20 protein-coding genes are annotated in these 20,342 nt (G+C 37.8%); 9 read left to right on the top strand and 11 right to left on the bottom strand.

All coding sequences use genetic code 11. The features are described 5' to 3' along the window. Positions 1-116: 116 nt before the first annotated feature. Together NC799_RS11240 and betB are read right to left on the bottom strand one after the other, a co-directional pair. Positions 117-287, bottom strand: a complete 171-nt coding sequence (locus NC799_RS11240; RefSeq protein ID WP_272446533.1) for a hypothetical protein — start codon at positions 285-287, stop codon at positions 117-119. Positions 288-569: 282 nt separating this feature from the next. Then, complete coding sequence (gene betB, locus NC799_RS11235) at positions 570-2,042, bottom strand: betaine-aldehyde dehydrogenase (protein ID WP_272446532.1); 1,473 nt, start codon at positions 2,040-2,042, stop codon at positions 570-572. A gap of 286 nt (positions 2,043-2,328) precedes the next feature. Between betB and cudC the strand changes: the two genes are divergently transcribed. Then, positions 2,329-2,880, top strand: a complete 552-nt coding sequence (gene cudC, locus NC799_RS11230) for a choline uptake/conversion transcriptional regulator CudC (protein ID WP_272446531.1) — start codon at positions 2,329-2,331, stop codon at positions 2,878-2,880. A 326-nt stretch (positions 2,881-3,206) separates the two neighbouring features. Next, the gene (locus NC799_RS11225; RefSeq protein WP_272446530.1) at positions 3,207-4,106 is read left to right on the top strand and encodes a glycine betaine ABC transporter substrate-binding protein; all 900 of its coding nucleotides are present in this window, start codon (positions 3,207-3,209) and stop codon (positions 4,104-4,106) included. 556 nt (positions 4,107-4,662) lie between these two features. On the opposite strand, the gene betA is transcribed toward NC799_RS11225, so the two are convergent. Then, on the bottom strand, positions 4,663-6,354 hold the full coding sequence (gene betA / locus NC799_RS11220) for a choline dehydrogenase (protein ID WP_272446529.1): 1,692 nt from the start codon (positions 6,352-6,354) through the stop codon (positions 4,663-4,665). A 611-nt stretch (positions 6,355-6,965) separates the two neighbouring features. Here betA and NC799_RS11215 point away from each other — a divergent pair. The 7 genes from NC799_RS11215 (at position 6,966) to NC799_RS11185 (ending at position 12,818) form a co-directional block, all read left to right on the top strand. After that, the gene (locus NC799_RS11215; protein WP_272446528.1) at positions 6,966-7,883 is read left to right on the top strand and encodes a ubiquinol oxidase subunit II; all 918 of its coding nucleotides are present in this window, start codon (positions 6,966-6,968) and stop codon (positions 7,881-7,883) included. A gap of 17 nt (positions 7,884-7,900) precedes the next feature. Next, positions 7,901-9,856 (top strand): cbb3-type cytochrome c oxidase subunit I, encoded by a 1,956-nt coding sequence (locus NC799_RS11210; protein ID WP_272446527.1) that lies wholly within the window; start codon positions 7,901-7,903, stop codon positions 9,854-9,856. After that, on the top strand, positions 9,856-10,467 hold the full coding sequence (cyoC, locus tag NC799_RS11205; RefSeq protein WP_272446526.1) for a cytochrome o ubiquinol oxidase subunit III: 612 nt from the start codon (positions 9,856-9,858) through the stop codon (positions 10,465-10,467). The genes NC799_RS11210 and cyoC overlap by 1 nt, the downstream gene beginning before the upstream one ends. Position 10,468: 1 nt before the next feature. Beyond that, a complete protein-coding gene (locus tag NC799_RS11200) occupies positions 10,469-10,768 on the top strand; it encodes a cytochrome C oxidase subunit IV family protein (RefSeq protein WP_272446525.1) in 300 nt (99 codons plus the stop codon). Positions 10,769-10,927: 159 nt separating this feature from the next. After that, entirely contained in the window at positions 10,928-11,869 is a 942-nt protein-coding gene (locus NC799_RS11195) for a COX15/CtaA family protein (RefSeq protein ID WP_272446524.1), read from the top strand. Between the two features lie 103 nt (positions 11,870-11,972). Beyond that, positions 11,973-12,320 carry a hypothetical protein gene (locus NC799_RS11190; RefSeq protein ID WP_272446523.1) on the top strand — a complete coding sequence of 116 codons (348 nt, stop codon included), beginning with the start codon at positions 11,973-11,975 and terminating at the stop codon, positions 12,318-12,320. Between the two features lie 192 nt (positions 12,321-12,512). Then, complete coding sequence (locus NC799_RS11185; RefSeq protein WP_272446522.1) at positions 12,513-12,818, top strand: hypothetical protein; 306 nt, start codon at positions 12,513-12,515, stop codon at positions 12,816-12,818. A 362-nt stretch (positions 12,819-13,180) separates the two neighbouring features. Here the strand turns inward: NC799_RS11185 and NC799_RS11180 are convergent, their stop codons facing one another. The 8 genes from NC799_RS11180 to NC799_RS11145 all read right to left on the bottom strand — a co-directional run bounded on the left by NC799_RS11180 (position 13,181) and on the right by NC799_RS11145 (position 20,219). Beyond that, positions 13,181-13,804 (bottom strand): YdhK family protein, encoded by a 624-nt coding sequence (locus NC799_RS11180; protein ID WP_272446521.1) that lies wholly within the window; start codon positions 13,802-13,804, stop codon positions 13,181-13,183. Between the two features lie 101 nt (positions 13,805-13,905). Next, positions 13,906-14,238: a chaperone CsaA gene (csaA, locus tag NC799_RS11175; RefSeq protein WP_272446520.1), complete on the bottom strand. Its 333-nt coding sequence runs from the start codon at positions 14,236-14,238 to the stop codon at positions 13,906-13,908. A 73-nt stretch (positions 14,239-14,311) separates the two neighbouring features. Then, complete coding sequence (locus NC799_RS11170; protein WP_272446519.1) at positions 14,312-14,500, bottom strand: hypothetical protein; 189 nt, start codon at positions 14,498-14,500, stop codon at positions 14,312-14,314. Positions 14,501-14,513: 13 nt separating this feature from the next. Further along, complete coding sequence (locus NC799_RS11165; protein WP_272446518.1) at positions 14,514-15,710, bottom strand: class I SAM-dependent rRNA methyltransferase; 1,197 nt, start codon at positions 15,708-15,710, stop codon at positions 14,514-14,516. 388 nt (positions 15,711-16,098) lie between these two features. Then, on the bottom strand, positions 16,099-17,769 hold the full coding sequence (gene rnjA / locus NC799_RS11160) for a ribonuclease J1 (RefSeq protein ID WP_272446517.1): 1,671 nt from the start codon (positions 17,767-17,769) through the stop codon (positions 16,099-16,101). After that, positions 17,766-17,981 carry an RNA polymerase epsilon subunit gene (locus NC799_RS11155; protein ID WP_272446516.1) on the bottom strand — a complete coding sequence of 72 codons (216 nt, stop codon included), beginning with the start codon at positions 17,979-17,981 and terminating at the stop codon, positions 17,766-17,768. The genes rnjA and NC799_RS11155 overlap by 4 nt, the downstream gene beginning before the upstream one ends. A gap of 351 nt (positions 17,982-18,332) precedes the next feature. Further along, positions 18,333-18,752 carry a universal stress protein gene (locus NC799_RS11150; RefSeq protein WP_272446515.1) on the bottom strand — a complete coding sequence of 140 codons (420 nt, stop codon included), beginning with the start codon at positions 18,750-18,752 and terminating at the stop codon, positions 18,333-18,335. An 18-nt stretch (positions 18,753-18,770) separates the two neighbouring features. Continuing rightward, positions 18,771-20,219 (bottom strand): SulP family inorganic anion transporter, encoded by a 1,449-nt coding sequence (locus tag NC799_RS11145; protein WP_272446514.1) that lies wholly within the window; start codon positions 20,217-20,219, stop codon positions 18,771-18,773. Between the last annotated feature and the right edge of the window lie 123 nt (positions 20,220-20,342).

The following is a 20,342-nucleotide window of genomic DNA, read 5'->3' as shown; positions in this document are numbered from 1 at the left end:
GACAGCTTATCTAATAAACAAAGCACAAAAAGCCAGAACCTGATTCGGCTCTGGCTTTTTGATTTAGTATTCAGCACTTCCTAGGAATCACAATGATTATTGAATCAAAAATAGGTTTACGGATATAAGACCCCTTTAAACCGTATATTAATAATGGATGATGTTTCTTCCATTATCTTATTTCGAATCTCTTTTATTTTATGGAATGCATCCATCATTCCAGTAGCTTCTACCTTAATTTCTGTTGAATCAACTAATTTGTCTACTACAAAGATATACTGTGTCATCGTTGTATTTCTCCCTTGATGTAATCGCTTTAAATTTATGTTATAACTATACCACATCAAGTAACCGTTTTCAATTAGTTTGGCATAAATTCTAAATACTTCCAAGTAACCACTGTTACGTTTATTGAAATAAATGAGCTCTAATTTAATTAATTTAGTAAAGAAGGCCCAGTTCTGACAACACCCCCCCGCGTAGCAAATAATAGTCAGAACTGAGGCCAAATTGGGACTCGGTTTATTGATTTTCCACTTCCACTGCCCCCATTAAGGCGTAATTCGGACTCAAAACCAGCTAATAGGTTCAGGTGTTAGGTTCTGGAAAATATGCTTTGTTTCTGTATATTCTTCGATACCTAGTTTTCCGAGTTCGCGTCCAATTCCAGACTGTTTAAATCCACCCCACGGGGCATGTGGAAAATAAAGGTTGAAATCATTGATCCAAACTGTACCCATTCGCATCTTTCTTACACACCGTTCAGCTTTTACAATATCGTTGGTCCAAACACCACCTGCAAGTCCGTAAATAGAGTCATTCGCAAGTTTGACTGCTTCTTCTTCTGATGTGAACTTTTCCACGGTAATAACTGGACCAAATGCTTCTTCTTGAACAACACTCATATCTGTTGTACAGTCTGTAAATATAGTAGGTAGATAGAAAAACCCTTTTTGTAATTCTGGGTCTTCCGGCCGACTTCCACCAACTGCTAATGTAGCACCTTCGTTTACACCTGCTGCTACATACTTTTCCACTTTCGCCAAGTGGTCAGCTGAAATGAGCGGGCCCATTTGAGTATCCTCGTCAAAACCGCTTCCTAGCTTGAATTTTTTCACTCGCTCAACAAGCGCATCAACGAACTTATCATGAATACTTTCTTCGACAATCAGTCTTGTACCAGCCGAACAAATTTGTCCTGCATGGAAGAATACACCATTTAATGCTTGGTCAACTGCTGTTTCAAAATCTGCATCAGCAAAAATGATATTGGGATTCTTCCCACCAAGCTCAAGTGCTAATTTCTTCACATTGATACTAGCCGCTTGCATGATCTTCTTCCCGGTTACAATTCCCCCCGTAAACGAAATTAAGTCAACGTCCATATTACGAGATAGCTCAGCACCAACAGTGGTACCAGAACCTAGAACAAGGTTAGCAACACCAGCAGGCACTAAAGCCTCTTCCATTAGTTCAAATACTTTAATAGTAGTAAGTGGTGTAATTTCACTTGGCTTCATAATTAGTGTATTTCCTGTCGCTAGCGCTGGTGCTAGTTTCCAGGACGCTTGAAGTAACGGATAATTCCACGGTGTAATTTGGCCACATACCCCAACTGGTTCACGTACAACTCTACTAATCGAATTCGGCACTGGCGAATCAATCAGTTCCCCGCCATCCTTGTCGGCAAGCTCTGCATAGTAACGAAATACTCCTGCGATATCATCCATGTCCCCACGACTTTCTTCTACTGTCTTACCCGTATCTAATGATTCTAATCTAGCAAGTTCTTCTCTATCTCTTTCAATTAACTCAGCTATTTTTCTTACAATAGCCCCTCGCTCCGTTGCAGGTGTTGACGACCACTCTCCCCCGTCAAACGCCGCTCTTGCTGCAGCAATTGCTGCTTTAGCATCAGATTCATCACCTTCTGGTACAGTCGCAATAATTTCCTGGTTAAATGGATTAATGATATCACGCGTATTACCCGAGTTAGCTTCGACCCATACGCCATTGATGTATTGTTTTAATTTTAGATTCAAATCAATCAACTCCAAATCACAATATTAACTTTATTAAAAATTTATTTAACGTTTTTAAAATAGTAACACGCCACTATGAGACTGTCAAAAATAACATCTAATCAAAAAAATTCAGAAAAATAAAAATTGACTTGAACCGTTGTAATTACTAACTTACAAGACGGTTTGGACTCGTTTAAATCGCGTATTCTATTTGACATTTAAACGGAACGCGGTATCATAAAGTTTGTGAAGAAGATTTAAAAAATATTTAACGCGCTTTACTTTATGTTGAAGGAGCGACAGGATGAGTGAATCTACTGCAAGATCAAGAATAAAAATAGAAGAAGCAAAGGATAAAGTGATTGGTGCAATTGCCGAGACAATGGATTTATACGGAGTAACACCAGCTGCTGCCAATTTATATGCAACGATGTATTTTAAAGAGCAGATGACGCTTGATGAAATGCGTGCAGAGCTTGGAATGAGTAAGCCGAGCATGAGTACTAGTGTCCGCAAGCTCCAAGAAATAGAAATGGTAAAAAAAACATTCACACGCGGTTCTAGAAAGCATACGTATGCAGCTGAGAAAAACTTCTTCCGGTCTTTTATGGCCTTTTATTGTCAAATGTGGGACCGAGAAGTGAAAATGAATATGGAAGCAATTGAAGAAGCACAAGAAGATTTTATCAATGTGATTAAAGATTCCACTAGTACACCAGAAATTGTTGCTGATGCAAAAAAATATTATGACCAGTTAGAAGAATCGAAAGTCTACTATCACTGGTTAGAGGAATTAGTCGCAAGTATTAGAAGCGGTAAGATATTTGAGTTTTTACCTAAAGAACAGCAGGATTAAGTCCGAAGTTGGACGTGGCTCTCGCTGAATGGTATCCACGCTTGGATTTTCTTACACTCTCTTATCATTTAAAGAAATCAGGTCGTCTATATTATAGCTACACATAGACATGTCTCATTTGTCTCTTCTTAGAAATCTAGCTTTCGCTCATCTCTGGCGAAGGTGTTGAATTTTCTCTGTCTGTCTTAAACCAAACCTATTGGTTAAAGACAGGGTAAAAGAAGAGATAAATTATTTGGTCATTAGATTAAAAATATTCTTAATACATTTAATGTTTAGAGTGTTTTTCAATCATATATTTTAAAAAACAAAGGGGAGTTTTTACAATGAAAAAATGGAAAATAGGTGTTGGTTTACTCTTAACTCTGCTGATGGTTGCTACTTTAACAGCATGCGGAAACACTAGCAAGGACACAAGCAGTAAAGAAGCAGATGCAGAAACAACAGAAGGTAACAACGAAATAACAATTGGCCAAATTAACTGGGCTGAAAACATTGCGGTTACAAATATGTGGAAAGCGATTTTAGAGGAAAAAGGCTATAACGTAAAGTTAAATGTACTAGACATGGGAACAACAATGAAAGCATTAGAAAGCAAAGAGCTAGATGCCAGTTTAGAAGTATGGTTACCTGTCCAAGATGCAAATTACTTGGAACAATACCAAGATACTGTCAATTTCTCAGAAGCTACTTGGTTTGATAACGCAAAAGTAGGACTTGTTGTTCCTACCTATCTAAAGGAAATCAATAGTGTTGAAGATTTAAACGATAATAAAGAGCTATTCGACGGTGAAATTATCGGTTTTGACCCTGGTGCAGGAACAATGGAAGTTACAGAACAATTGATTGAAGATTATAATCTGGAGTTTGATCTGCTGCCAAGCTCTGAACCTGCCATGTTAGCTGAGATTGGAAATGCTATTGAAAATGAAGAACCAATTGTTTCACCACTTTGGAGTCCACACTGGGTGTTCTCTAAATATGACTTGAAGTTTTTAGATGATCCACAAAAAACGTTTGGTGGAGTAGAAAAGATTCACCACGCTACAAGACAAGGATTTACAGAAGATTATCCAGAGGTAAGTGAGTGGTTTAAAAATTGGAAGATGGACGACCAACAAATTGGCGAGCTTATCGATTATGTAGAAAGTGCAGAAGAGCCACTTGACGGAGCTAAGAAATGGGTAAATGAAAACCAAGAAATAATAGGTGAATGGGTAAAATAATAGAGGAAAAGAAGCTAGTCTTTCACTTTGAAGAGACTAGCTTCTTTTAATTCGGACTCTATATGGCAATTATCACTCTTCCTTGTCCGAATTCAGCACCAATTCGGACTCTATAAAGCAATTGTCACCCTTTCCTGTCCGAATCCCACTCCAATTCGGACTCAATAAGGCGATTATCACTCTTCCTTGTCCAAATTCAGCTCTAATTCGGACTCTATAAGGGGATTATCACCCTTTCCTGTCCGAATCCCACTCTAATTCGGACTCAATAAAGCAATTATCACTCTTCCTTGTCCAAATTCAGCTCTAATTCGGACTCAATAAAGCAATTATCACTCTTCCTTGTCCAAATTCAGCTCTAATTCGGACTCAATAAAGCAATTGTCACCCTTTCCTGTCCGAATTCAGCTCTAATTCGGACTCAATAAGGCGATTATCACCCTTTCCTGTCCGAATCAATGAAATAGAAAGAGACCAAATCGTATAGTGATTTGGTCTCTTTCTATTTCATTAATTATAAATGGCTGCTCGATAGTAAGCCTCCATACTAAAAGCATTATGCTTTGACCGGGACTGTGCCTGCGTCTTTCGGATGAACACCATGACGGTAAAAATCTGCTTGAACAGGCTCTAGCGGTTTACGCCCAAGAATGATGTCAGATGCCTTTTCCGCCAACATTAACACTGGTGCATGAATATTACCGTTCGTAACATAAGGCATGGCAGATGCATCTACCACTCGGACATTGTCAAGCCCATGAACCTTCATAGTTAGTGGGTCTACTACAGCCATCGGATCTGAAGCAGGCCCCATCTTAGCTGTGCAACTTGGATGAAGTGCTGTCTCAGCATCTTTTGCCACCCAGTCCAAAATTTCCTCATCTGTACTAACAGACGGTCCAGGGGAAATTTCTCCAGAATTGTATGGTGCCATTGCTGGCTGAGACATAATTTCACGCGAAATTTTCACCGCTTCAATCCACTCACGTCTGTCCTGTTCCGTTGAAAGATAGTTGTAGACCATGCTAGGATGTTCTTTCGGATTTTTCGAACGTATTTTTAACGAGCCCCGCGCATCAGAATACATCGGTCCAACGTGTACCTGGAATCCGTGATCCGTATCCGCTTTTTGCCCATCATATCGTACTGCTACAGGAAGGAAGTGGAACATCAAATTCGGATAGTCAACCTCCTCATTTGAACGGACAAACCCTCCACCTTCAAAATGGTTCGTTGCTGCAGGGCCTTTGCGTCCAAGTATCCACTGCAAGCCAATCCAAGGCATTTTTGCTTTGTTTAAGTTTGGCTGCTCAGACACCGGTAACGGACAAGAATATTGAATATATGCTTCCAAGTGATCCTGAAGATTTTCACCTACACCAGGAAGATCAACGACTGGATCGATACCAAGTGAGCGTAAATGTTCGGCATCGCCAACACCTGATAGTTGAAGTAGCTGTGGCGTATTGATTGCACCCCCAGCAAGAATAACTTCCCCTGCAGTAACATGATTCGTCTTGCCATTTCGTTGATAAGTCACACCACTTGCCCTTGTACCATTGAAGTCAATACTTGTAACAAATGCACGCGTTTGAACAGTTAGGTTCGAACGTTTCATAGCCGGATGCAGATAGGCACGTGAAGGACCAAACCGTCTCCCTTTGTACACATGCTTATCAAACGGCCCAAATCCTTCTTGTCGAAAACCGTTAACATCTGCGGTGCGCGAATATCCAGCCTCTACAGCAGCATTAAAGAAGGCCTCAAACAGCGGATTAGTAGCTGGTCCACGTTCTAATTTTAGCGGGCCATCATGGCCACGTAGTTCATCGTCCGGATCTGATGCTAAAGCATTTTCCATACGCTTAAAATACGGGAGACAGTGTGCAAAGTCCCACGTGTCCATACCCTGGTCAGCTCCCCACCGTTCATAGTCCATTGGGTTGCCACGTTGGAAAATCATGCCGTTGATCGAGCCTGATCCACCAAGCACCTTCCCACGAGCATGCTTCACACGTCGTCCATTCATATATGGTTCAGGGTCTGATGCATACCTCCAATCATAGAGTGATTTACCCGCCGGAAACGGTAAAGCTGCTGGCATTTGGATCAATAAGTCCCATGAAAAATCCTTACGCCCAGCCTCTAAAACAAGTACACTGTGTTTCCCGTCTTCACTTAGACGCCCTCCGAGCACAGAACCTGCACTACCCCCGCCAACAATTACGTAATCATATGCTTTACTCATCTTTGAAGACCTCCTTGATGCCTAATATTTTCTGTCATTGTCCACTTTATAGAAAGATAACTCATTAAAATCCTCCTTAAATCATGAAACTAGTTAAGAGATTGATAGTTTAATAACTTAACAAATTCAGCGGATTAAGCTTAAAAATCAAATTCATTTTATGTACTTCTTCCATTGAATTTTTCTTCTAGCCTCTCCACTTATGTTAATTAAATTAAATTTTTATTTAACATTTTTAATATATTTAATATATCACAGTGTATTTTCTTTGTAAACCGAAGCTTATTTCTTTTATATGGCCCAAGGTATTTGTGGACTATTGGACATTTTGCTACACAAGCGATTATCAAAGAAGATGATACATTTTTATCTCATAAAAAATGTGAAACCTTTGTGAAATTACTCTCAAACTGATTAACTTTTGATAAAATACCGACTGAAAGATTTAATAAATACGATTGTAAATAAATAATCTTATCCACCGGGGAACAAGGAAGCTTTGGTTAACCAACTTAAAGTCCTAGTCATTAAGAAAAGCGCAAGTCCTGCCCGGAGCTAGACAGCTCTTAGTTTTTTTATACTTTCATATCAAAAGAAAGGTGGAGAATCGAATGCCTTCAAGAAAAACGGTAAAACGTTTTTTAATGCTAATTTTATCGACATTCGCAGTTTTCTTGTTATCTGCTTGTAGCAGTGAGCAATTTATCGTGTTAAATCCGAAAGGGCCAGTTGGGGAGGTTCAGGCCAATTTGATATTCGTATCATTTCTAGTATTAATGATTGTCATTATCCCCGTTCTGCTTTTATTCTTTTTCATCGTTTATCGGTACCGAGATAAACCAGGAAACAAATCACCATATAAGCCTGAATGGGACGATAATGTCAAACTAGAGGTCGTATGGTGGGGTATTCCTATAATACTGATTGCGATATTAAGTATCTTAACAGTTCGAGACACACTAGTACTTCAAGGGCCACCTTCAGAGGATGTAGAGCCAATTACTATTCAAGTGACATCACTTGATTGGAAGTGGTTGTTTCAATACCCAGAAGAAGATATTGCTACGGTTAACTATTTAAAGATCCCTGTTGATACACCTGTTCAATTTGAATTAACGTCAGACGCACCAATTAATTCATTTTGGATTCCACAGTTGGGTGGGCAAAGATATTCATTGCCTGGAAAATCATCTACCTTATGGTTAGAAGCTGAAGAGGCTGGTACTTATTATGGTACAGCTAACAATTTTTCCGGTGATGGATTTACAGAAATGAACTTTGATGTATCAACTGTACCGGATGCAGATTTTGATAAGTGGGTAGAGGAAGTAAAGGCTACTAACCAACCATTTACAATGGAAGATTATCAAGAATTGGTTAAACCAAGCATTGTTGGAGTTTCAGCGTATTCATCAATTCCACCTAACTTATTTGAGTTTATCGTTGATAAAAATGGTGGTAAATATTACAAGAGTAATAACCATACAGAACAATTTGACAATAGTAGACAACTAGAATTAGGGAATTAGAGAAGGGAGGACTTGTTATGATTGAATCAATAAAAAATTTTTCGTCCGATTTTTTCGTTACCGGAGATCCATTAATTTATGGTGCTGACGTTTCAATCGTGTTAGTCATGGTAGCTATCATTTTTGTGTTAACTTATTTTAAAAAATGGAAATGGTTGTGGAGTGAATGGCTAACAACTGTTGACCATAAGAAAATCGGAATCATGTACTTGATAGCGTCGCTTTTAATGCTGTTTCGCGGAGGCGTAGATGCCATCTTAATGCGTACACAGCTCGCTTTTCCAAATATGGACTTTCTACCATCAGATAAATACAATGAAATTTTCACCACACACGGTACAATTATGATTTTATTTATGGCAATGCCATTAATGTTTGCCTTATTTAACATGGTTGTTCCATTACAAATTGGCGCAAGGGATGTTGCGTATCCTTTTCTGAACGCAGTAAGTTTTTGGACATTTTTCTTTGGAGCAATGCTTTTTAACTTATCCTTTGTCATTGGGGGATCACCTGATGCCGGATGGTTAAGTTATGCACCATTATCAGAAACACAGTTCAGTGAGGGCCCAGGGCAGAACTACTATATTTGGGGGATACAAATCTCTGGTATAGGAAGCTTGGCATCAGGGATAAACTTTTTAGTTACGATTCTAAAAATGCGTGCACCTGGAATGAAATTAATGAAAATGCCGATGTTTTCATGGTCGGTGTTATCAAGCTGTATTATTATCATTTTTGCATTCCCAATTTTAACCGTTACATTAGGTTTATTGTTTATTGATAGATATTTCGGGGCAAACTTCTTCACTCTTGCTGGCGGCGGAAACCCGATGTATTATGTGAATTTGATTTGGATGTGGGGACATCCAGAGGTTTATCTTGTCGTTCTCCCTGCTTTTGGAGTCTTTTCTGAAGTAGTAGCCACATTTAGTAAAAAGAAAATATTTGGTTATAAATCTATGGTCTTTGCATTGTTAAGTATTAGTCTTCTGTCGTTCTTTACATGGGTACACCACTTCTTTACGATGGCAGACTATAAAGTTGATGCGTTTTTCGCTATAACAACAATGGCGATTGCTATTCCAACTGGCGTAAAGGTATTTAATTGGATGTTTACCATGTTCCGAGGCAGGATCCAAATGAAGCCTCCGATGCTTTGGACGATTGCGTTTATTCCAACCTTCTTAGTAGGAGGAGCTACAGGTGTTATGTTGGCTGTAGCACCAGCTGATTTTCAGTATCACAATAGTTATTTCTTAATCGCTCACTTCCACCAGGTGTTAATTGGAGGAGTAGTGTTTGGCTTTTTCTCAGGTATTTATTATTGGTGGCCAAAAATCTTCGGTTTCTCTTTAAATGAAAAATTAGGATTATGGGCATTTTGGCTTTGGAATATCGGCTTCTATGTAACGTTTATGCCACAGTACGCACTTGGCTTCATGGGCATGCCACGAAGAGTATCAACGTACGGATGGGATATGGGATGGGCGCCATTAAATTTCATTTCGACAATCGGTGCATTCTTAATGGGTGCCGGATTTATTTTTCAGGTATGGCAGATAGTTTATAGTATTAAACACCGAAATAAGGAAGGCGCAGCTGACCCATGGGATGGTCGTACACTTGAATGGTCCATTCCTTCACCACCACCTGAATACAATTTTGCGATAATACCAAAGGTTAGTGAACAAGACGACTGGTGGTATAAAAAGCAAAAAGGGCTAACTAAAGTTAAAGAGGATTATAAACCGATTCATATGCCAAAAAATTCTGGTATCCCGTTTATAATGGGTGGGTTTTGGTTTATTACTGGATTTGGATTAACCTTTGAATGGACCTGGATGGGTATCATCGGTTTAATAGGTGTTGCGACCTCTATTGTCGTCAGGCACCTAGATAATGATACTGATTATTATATTCCAGTTGATGAAATTGAACGAACGGAAGCAAGGATTGGAGGTACACGATAATGTCTCAATCAACCGCAGGAAAAATTGACCACCATAATGAAGAAGAACATCATGACACGAGTTCAATTAAAATCTTTGGTTTTTGGATTTTTCTTATCTCTGATTTAATTCTTTTCTCTGTATTATTTGCAACCTATGTAGTATTGCGTACTAGGTATAGCGGAGGTCCAACTGGTGCAGAACTGTTTGAGGTTCCAATTTTTGTTGCAGAAACGTTTATCCTTTTAACTAGTAGCTTTACAAGCGGACTCGCAACGTTAGGTCTTCAACAGGGTAAAGTAAAAACCGTTATTAACTGGTTAATCGTTACTGTCGTATTAGGAATTGCATTTGTCGGGCTAGAAGTTACAGAATTTATTACTTTAGTAGAAGAAGGCGCAACAATATCAACAAGCGCATTTTTATCCGCATTTTACGTACTCGTTGGAACACATGGTTTGCACGTATCAGCAGGTATTATCTGGATGATAAGTACCATTTTCCAATTATCAAGATACGGCATTACTGAAGAAACAAATCGAAAAACACAAGTAGTGAGCTTGTACTGGCACTTCTTGGATGTTGTATGGATTTTTATCTTTACAGTTGTTTACCTGTTGGGGGTGATGTAAGATGACGACGGAAAAGCATACGGAGCATCACTCATCTTTCCAATCTTATGTAACTGGCTTTTTGTTTTCTATTGTTTTAACTATTATTCCGTTAGTTCTTGTTTTAAATGACATGCTTGAAAATCCATTATTACTTGTGATAATTCTTTTGGCTGCATGCTTTCAATTTGTCATACAAATCTATTACTTCATGCACCTTCGTGAAAACAAGAATAGAGGATACATTGTTTTAGCGTTAATAGTCGGGATCATTATTGTCGTAACTGTTGTTGGCGGGTCTGCTTGGGTGATGAACTTTTAGACCACTTGACCCGATGAGCTAGGTGCCCGGAGCTAGAGATCTCTTGGACCTTTTTACACTTTTTTAAAAATCGGCATCCGCCTCTTTATTCTAGCAGGTGCCGATGTTTTTCTTATGGTAAAAAAATAAAATTCCATTTACGCTGGAAGGGATGGAAATATGAGACACCGTTTTTCTTTATTTACAACTATTGTTACCTTTTTCGCATTAATTCTTGGAAATTTAGTTGTTGCAACTAATTCCGGAGATGCATGTGGTACGGATTGGCCAAAGTGTAATGGAAACTTTTTTCCAGATATAGCTAATTACCAACAAGTGATTGAATATTCCCATCGCGCGTTTACTGGTCTACTTGGATTCATCATTTTAATTAACGCTATTATTGCAATCAAACGTCGCGTAAAGGGTGAAAAGTTAGTCACCATCTTTGCTTTTGCTAGTCTATTTATTTTGATTCTTCAATCGTTAGTTGGTGGTTTAAATGTTCTTTTGGGTACACCCCCTGGTTTTACGACGATTGACGTAACTGTTAGTTTAACCCTTTTAGTAAGCTTGATTTTCCTTACAATTGCATTAAAAAGAAAACCTGTTACAGAATTAAGTGAGGAAGCTGTAATGGAACAAAGAAATGCACGAAAGCTGTACTATCCAGCAGTAGTTAGTATTTCATTGCTATACTTTGAGATTGTTTTAGGGGCCTTTTTTAAACATAGTGCAGCTAGTAAAGTAATGTTGGACATTCCTGCAAAGGAACAATTAATTAGTTCAAAATTAATAGCAACCGCGTTATATGATTCTCACGGTATAATTAATACAGTTGTAGTCATTAGTAGTCTTTTAATTTTGTTCTATGCCTATCGATATAAAGTAAATCAGATAGTAAGTTTGTTATATTTACTATTCATTACACTTACAGGTTTAACAGGATTTTTAAGTGTATCTAATAATCTTGGAGTTATCTCAACTTCTAGTCATATGATTATCACAACAATTACGCTATCACTCGGAGCCATTTTGATTGGCAACACCGGCTTTGGTCTCTATGTGAGAACAAGAGTACTAGCGCCCTTGCCTACCTCCAACAAGCGTAAAGCTTCATAATGCTCTTTAGATTTACTTACGACTCGGGTAGAGCTGTTAGGCAGTGGACAGCTTCCGGACTTTGTATACCTACGAATCTTTTAAAAAAAGGGTGGTGTATGCTTTGAAGATCAATCAATATATTAGCGTCATTATATTGTCTTTTACCATTTTCTTAACGACCAGTATAACTGCTCAAGCGAAACACGCTAAAGCTATAGATATTTCCTTAACCACCTACCCAATCTTTATCTATATAGCAATAGCTCTTTGGTTAATTCTTCTTTATGTCATCTTTACCCTGCTAAAGATTAATCGTTTACTAAAGCAAAATCTATCAGCTTCAGATAAGGAACGATTTTTATATAAAAGAAGGTTTTATTTTATTTTTATCATAATGCTAGTTATTGGAATACTTTCTTTATTGATGATTTATGTCTTCTTATACATGATTGCACAGTCATCCCATTAGTTAACAACAACTAAAACAGACAACTACTTGATCCCATTGGCCCGGCGCCTTTGGGATTATTTTTGGTCATTTAACTACTTAGATTGGGTGATTTTATCGTTTTGAACATTTTTTGTACATTTTATGAATATTTTGTGAACATTTTGTGATAAAATATAGTAAAGATAATATATAGCCTTATTCTATAGCCGATTGAACAACAACAACTTTAACCAAAATGTTCAAGGAGGTGTTAGTATTTTTAAATCGGAGCAGTCTAATAACAGAAAGTCAAAAACGATTGTACTACTAAGTAAAATTGCACAAGGATATTTAATAAGTGGAATATTTATTTACGCTCTTTATGCAACCGCTTTCAAATATGAGTGGCTATTAATTGTCGCAGTTGGTTCTGTTCTTGCATGGGTACAGCTTTATCTTATCACCGCCATTGTTCAAGGCTTTTATGTTAAGCATGACACAATTAGTGATAATAACATAACGCATCAACCGAATTAAGTCTGGATTACCGAAAACTCTTGTTTAAACTTTTTTAATAAAGCTAATCTTACTATTTGAGGTTCGCTTTTAGATGTGAACTTTTCGTATTAAACGGTTATTCATTACTAATCCTATTTCACTCCCCCGACTTTGTATGACATGAAAGAGAGAATAGGAGTCATCCTATTCTCTCCATATCCTTTTCCAGAGAATTATTCAAATATGCTAGGAGCGTATAGATAAGTTGTTCCACATTTCCACCTCAGATACTCATTTTTCTTACAGAGGTATTACACGGCCTTTCATTCCCTGAGAATAGCACCCGAAAGAAATGACGGTTCTCGGAAAAAAACTTTTTTGTAAAAAATTAGGAATTTAAACTATTTTTCAACAGGGGATAATTCACTTTCTGTAACCCATTGATGGTTTGTAACCTCTTCACCAGTAACAGTATCTATGTAATCCACCATATATATGGTTGTTTGCTCCGCTTTATCAATTATAGCTGTAGCACCATCCATTCCATCGATATGGTCAGCATTTAAAACAACTTCATCTCCTACTTTAAATGGTTCATCGCTAGCTTTCTCAATTTCTCCATGAATGACCCATTTATGGTCCTCCACTCTTTCTCCACCATTAGTAGGTGTATAAGAAACACTATAGACCGTAGTATCATAGGCACCCGAAATGGTAGCCTCCGCTCCATTCATTCCTTCCATATGCTCTGCATTGATGATAGCTTTACTTCCAACCTGATAGGTAGGGTTATCAGCCTTTTGCAAACCTTCAGGAACTTCTCCTGAGCCACCGTGATTCATTCCATCCATATTGTTAGAGCTGTCATTATTGGCAGCAGAATTAGACATATCCATGTTGCCATCATCTGTTCCATCCATATTCTCGCTGTTTTCTTTAGCAGCGTTACCGCAAGCTCCTAATACTAATAAAAAGATGGTAACTATTGATACTACTACTGTCTTTTTCGTTTCAAATTTAAACATATTGATTTCTCTCCTTATCATTTAAACATACAAACAATCCAATTATATACCTTTTACAATGGTGATTTGAATTTTTATGTTCAAACTTAGTAACAGCTAATCTAAGAGATGCGTGTACCATTTCTAATAGGTTCATCAGGTTTTAAGAGAACAACATCTCCCTCTTCCGGGACCCCACCTATCACTAATACTTCAGATTTAAACCCAGCGATGCGCATTGGCGGGAGATTAACTACACCAACGACTTGCCGACCACGTAGTTGATCAGGCGAATATCTTCTGGTAATTTGCGCCGAAGAATGCTTGACACCAATCTCTTCTCCAAAATCAATTAGTAGTTTTATCGCAGGCTTTTTCGCTTCCGGAAAAGGGGTAGCCTCGATGACCGTACCAACGCGAATATCTAGTTCAAAAAAGTCTTCTATTTTTGCCATAATAGATGTCCCGCCTTTTTATTAGTTATAGTACTCATTGCTAAACTAGCCAAAAGTTGCTAATTATTTCCTATTACCTCGGACGATCCAATTTCTGATACTCTTCCATATACTTACCACTATTTGCTACAAATGAATGATACATCGCTTTAACAGCTGCATTTTTATCTAAGTCCATTTCGACTTTAATCCTCTTTAACTCATCATGCAATTCGCGGTGTTGGTTAATTAATTTCGTCATGAGTGTTTTATTGTATTTCATTTGGTCAACCTCCCTAGTTCATTACTTTAATAAAAACCACTTTTAAATAGTTAAATTCCGGAAATTTATCTGGTACTGTAAAATCTTCCGGCAATTGGTGCTCTTCTAAAATTTTGTAGCGTGTGTTAGCTTCAGTATATGCTTTATCAATAAATGTTTTAAACTTTTTCATGTTGAAGCTTGCATTATTTGTCGACGCAATAATTATTCCACCATCATTGGTGATTTTCATGGCATCTTTTAGTAGTTTCGGATAATCTTTTGCCGTACTAAAAGTCATTTTCTTTGTCCGCGCAAAGCTCGGTGGATCCAATACGACAACATCAAATTTCAAATCATGACGGGCCGCATATCGAAAGTAATCAAAGACATTCATCACCTTAATGTCTTGCGCCTCATAATCAATTCCGTTGACTGCAAATTGCTGAATTGTCTTTGGTAGGCTACGCTTCGCTAAATCCACACTAGTTGTCCCTATTGCCCCGCCAAGAACAGCTGTTACAGAAAACGCACCTGTATAAGAAAATGTATTTAGAACCGTTTTCCCTTTTGAGTAATGGTCACGTAATGCTTTTCGTACCTTACGTTGATCTAAGAATATCCCTGTCATTGCCCCATCGTTTAAATCTACGGCAAATTTCATCCCATTTTCCAAAACAATTAAAGGAAATTCTCCCTTTTCACCGGACACATAATCATCTTGCTCCAGATATTGGCCATTATGATTAAAACGTAATTTTTCATACAGGCCACGAACATTTACGACTTCACTCAAGGCTTGATATATCTCTTCACGGAAAGAATAAATACCTTCACTATACCAACTAACCATATAAAAACCGTTAAAGAAATCAATGGTTAATCCTCCGATACCGTCTCCTTCCCCATTAAACACACGGAAAGCAGTTGTATCCTCCGCTTCATAAAAACTATCACGCTTCGCAACTGCTTCGCTTATTTTCCTTACAAAAAACTTCGTATCAATTCTTTCCTGTTCTTTACGAGTTAAAACCCAACCTATTCCTTTATTTTGCAAACCGTAATATGCTGTTGCAATATACCTACCATTGGAGTTCACTAAGTGCATGATGCTTCCCTCTGCCATCGTCACTCCTGAAGTTTCCATTGCTTCTTTTGAGAGTAACGGATAGCCATTCATTATATCTTTCGCAGACTCAGAATTCACCTTTACTTCTATTAACTGTCTCATATAGTCATCCTTGTTTTTATGATTTATTTTTATTATGCCATTACTTTAAGTGCGTGTTCAAAAAGGAGGATAAAAAGGACCGAGAAGTTCAAGGCAGCGAAGCTTTGAGTAGCGGAACGTATGTAGTTAATACGTGAGCAACGGAAAAGCAAGCTAACGCAGAAATTCGAAGTGTCATTTTTACCGGACTTTTTGAACATCCTCTTTAAGTAGTAATTAAGATTAAACGTGCATAACCCTTTACATCAGTAAAAGAAAAAATGCTTCTCAAAAGTTTTATCAACTAATGAGAAGCCTCTCTATCGTTTAATTCCAACACTAGCTAAAGATAAATGGTTTTCAAAGTGTCTACTCTATAGGGTCAACAGGCGATTACCTTGAGTGTTCGTTAAACTTCCATTATAATTGGTAAAATCATCGGCTTACGTTTTGTTTTTTCATATAAGAAAGGTGCAATTGTATCTGTAATTTCGTTTTTAATTTCAGACCACTGTGATGTACGTCTTTCCATTACTTTTTCTAGATGCTCAGAAACGATTTTCTGCGCTTCATTTATTAGGTCACCAGATTCTCTCATATATACAAAACCCCTTGAAATAATATCGGGGCCAGAGGCAATCTTATATTCCCTCATGTTAATACTTACCACGACCATTACTAACCCTTCTTGAGACAGGATTCTTCTATCTCTTAACACAATATTTCCTATATCTCCTATACCGCTTCCATCTACATAGATCGATCCCGATGGTATTTTGCCTGCAATAGATGCGTTATCTGTTCCAAGAGCAAGTACATCACCGTTATCCATGATAAAACAATTACCTGGATCAATATCACACAACTCGGCTAGTTTAGTATGCTCCTTTAACATTCGATATTCCCCGTGTATTGGCATGAAGAATTTAGGATTCATTAATCGTAACATCAGCTTTTGTTCTTGTTGTCCACCGTGACCGGATGCATGAATATCATTTAAAGGACCGTGTATTACCTCTGCTCCCGCTCGGTAAAGTTTATCGATTATCCTGCTCACACTAACCTTGTTCCCAGGAATCGGTGAGGAAGAGAAGACAACCGTATCGCCAGGAATAGTTTGAATCTGTCGGTGTGTACCGTTAGCTATTCTAGAAAGTGCAGCCATTGGCTCACCTTGGGACCCTGTACATAGAATGGTTACCTCATGTGCAGGGAGACGATTTATTTGATGGTGATCAATAAACGTATCTTTCGGTGCACTAATATAACCTAATTCTTGTCCGATAGTAATAGCTTTTTCCATGCTCCTACCAAACACAGCTACTTTTCGGTTATGCTTTACCGCAGCCTCTACAACTTGTTGAAGTCGGTAAATATTAGATGCAAACGTTGCAAAAATTAATCTTCCTGTATCATCACGGTTAAAAATATCATGAATGGTCTCTCCTACTACTCGTTCAGACAAGGTAAATCCAGGAACCTCACTATTTGTGCTGTCTGACAATAAACACAGTACTCCCTCTTTACCAACCTCAGCCATTTTGGCTATGTTGGCTGGTTCACCAACAGGAGTAAAATCAAATTTAAAATCTCCAGTATGGACTATATTACCTGGTGGGGTTTTTACAATTATCCCATATGAGTCAGGGATACTATGCGTTGTTCTAAAAAATGTGACTGAAGTTTTGTTGAATTTTATAACGTCATCCTCATTATAAGTATAAAGTTTCGCATTTCGTAAAAGACCATGTTCTTCTAATCTACTTTTAATTAGCCCAATCGCAAGTTTTCCAGCATAAATTGGGATGTCGATTTCCCTTAAGAGATATGGGATACCACCAATATGATCTTCATGACCATGAGTAATAAATAAACCTTTTATTTTATCTTGATTTTGCACTAGGTAAGTGTAATCTGGAATCACGTAATCAATCCCAAGCAACTCATCTTCAGGAAATTTAATTCCAGCATCTATAAGGACAATTTCATCTTGGAACTGGACAGCATACATATTTTTACCAATTTCGCCCATTCCACCTAAGGCAAAAACTGCAGTTTGATCATTTTTCACAAATTTCATTGTTTAAGCATCTCCATAGCTAAGTATTCTGGTTCATTTCCATATCCGAGATACGCCTCATTTAATTGCTGGATGAGCTCCATATTTAGTACATGATTTGCGCGTTTTCTTAGGACATGCCTTTCTAAATTAGCTTGATCATACAAGGTTGTCGTGCGATTTTGGACAGGTACTTCGTATCGGAGTCCCTGACGTATTATCTTATATAACATAAAAAATTCTCCTAACTTGTTGGATAAATTGCATTAAAAGTTATCAATAAATTTTACCGATCAAATCCTCATTATTTATAGTATAGTATTAATTGGTCAATTTTAAAATAAAAAGGCGCTAACCTTTTTATTTTAAATATAATTCATTATTACATTTTATAATGTTTTATAATTTCGTTTCAGATATTATATAGTGGTTGAAAGTGGTAATCACATACAGTTGGACGTGGACAAAGACTATCACCGTTATACTCATGACAATTAGAATTTTTGATTTTTCAAACGACAAAAAGGCAGTAACATTGCTTGAATGTTGCTGCCTCCATTCAACATTTATCACAGAAACCGTATTCATTTTACAATAAGAACCGGACAGTTAGCTCTTTTTGCTACTTTGTGACTGACACTGCCCAAAACAAACTCCTGTAATCCGTTTAGACCTCTACTGCCGATAATAACTACGTCCGCTTTATTTCTGTTGGCGTAATCAACAATTGTCGGACCAGGCTCACCATGTAAAATCTTCACTTCATAATTCACTCGAGCTTGCTTGGCCATTTCTTCTACTTCTCTTACTCGAGCCTTCCTAGTATCATTGACATCAACAGAATTCCAATTACTAAGCACATCAGACTTTGCATGCGTTGCGTCCACTACATAAACAATTTCTATTTTAGAACCTTCCGTACATGATGCAATGTGAACGGCATTTTCCGTTGCGCGTCTTGAGTGTTCGGAACCATCTGTTGCTAGTACAATTTTATTATACATAGCTATACCCCCGCATCCTTAATGTGATCCAAGTTTATTTGCTAACTTTCCCACTAATTCGTTACTATCTTCATTAAGCCCAGTTACTTCAACTGTTTTTCCTTGGTCTTTAAATTTTGCAACGATCTTGTCTACGGCTACTACCGCTGAGTCATCCCAAATATGAGAGCGAGTTAAATTAATTTCGACAAAACTTATGTCTTCCTCGTAATCAAACTTTGGTAGTAGCTCTGTTACGGAAGCAAAAAACAACTCACCTCGGATTTTGTAAATTCTTTTATTGCCATCCAACTTAGTCTCTAACCGAACATTAGAAATTTTCGATACAAAGAAGATAGAACTTAGCAAAATTCCTGCAAAAACACCTATAGCTAGATTATGGGTTAATACGACTGTCAATACAGTGACAATCATCACAACCGCATCTGTTCTAGGAACGATAGCCAGCGTTCGCAATGAGTTCCAATCAAAAGTACTAATTGAAACCATGATCATCACACCTGCTAAGGCAGCCATCGGGATTTGCACTACTATATCCCCTAACACAACAATTAGGAACATCAAGAATACACCGGCAATAAAGGTAGAAAGTCTACCACTTCCGCCTGACTTTACATTAATGACGGATTGCCCAATCATTGCACACCCTGCCATGCCTCCAAAAAAACCAGAAACAATATTTGCAATCCCTTGCCCACGGCTTTCGGTATTTTTGTTACTCTCGGTTGCAGTTGAATCATCGACAATTGTTGCTGTCAGTAGTGACTCAAGTAAACCAACGACTGCAAGAGCTAAGGAATAGGGTAATATTATTGCTAGTGTTTCAAAGTTTAGTGGAATATCTGGAAGTAAGAAAACTGGTAATGTTTGCGAAATGGTTCCCATGTCACCAACGGTACGAACTTGAATATCCATCATAATAGCAATAGCAGTAATTACAATGATGGCTACTAATGTTGAAGGCACTGCTTTTGTGAGATATGGAAAAAGGTAAATAATACCCAAAGTCGCTCCTACGAGTACATAAACAATTGATGCCTCACCCTCAAAATGCTGTAATTGAGAGGTGAAAATTAAGATGGCTAGAGCATTTACAAATCCAACCATCACTGACCGCGGAATGAATTTCATATATCTCGACAACTTAAATATCCCAAAAATAATTTGAATAATTCCAGTTAAAATAGTAGCTGCTAGTAAATACTCAAGTCCATATCCTTCGACGAGATCGATAAACAATAGAGCCATAGCACCTGTTGCTGCGGATATCATTCCTGGCCTGCCACCAACAAAAGAAATCGTAACAGCAATGACAAAAGATGCGTATAGACCAACCATTGGGTCTACTCCGGCAATAATTGAAAAAGCAATAGCTTCTGGAATTAAGGCGAGTGCCACGACTATTCCTGATAAAATATCACCTTTAATATTTCCAAACCACGATTGAACATAAGATGACTGACTCATTGTACTCCTCCTTCCACTCACACGATAGTATGTGTTATAGAAATTGAAGGAATACACAACCATTTTATTTTTTGTAATTTTCTGTGCTTGCTTGTACCTTGCCTACCCCATCACATGTCGTAC

Origin of the sequence: Aquibacillus salsiterrae (genome assembly GCF_028416595.1) — a bacterium.
Lineage (GTDB): Bacteria > Bacillota > Bacilli > Bacillales > Amphibacillaceae > Aquibacillus_A > Aquibacillus_A salsiterrae.
This window is presented reverse-complemented; position numbering and strand designations above follow the sequence as displayed.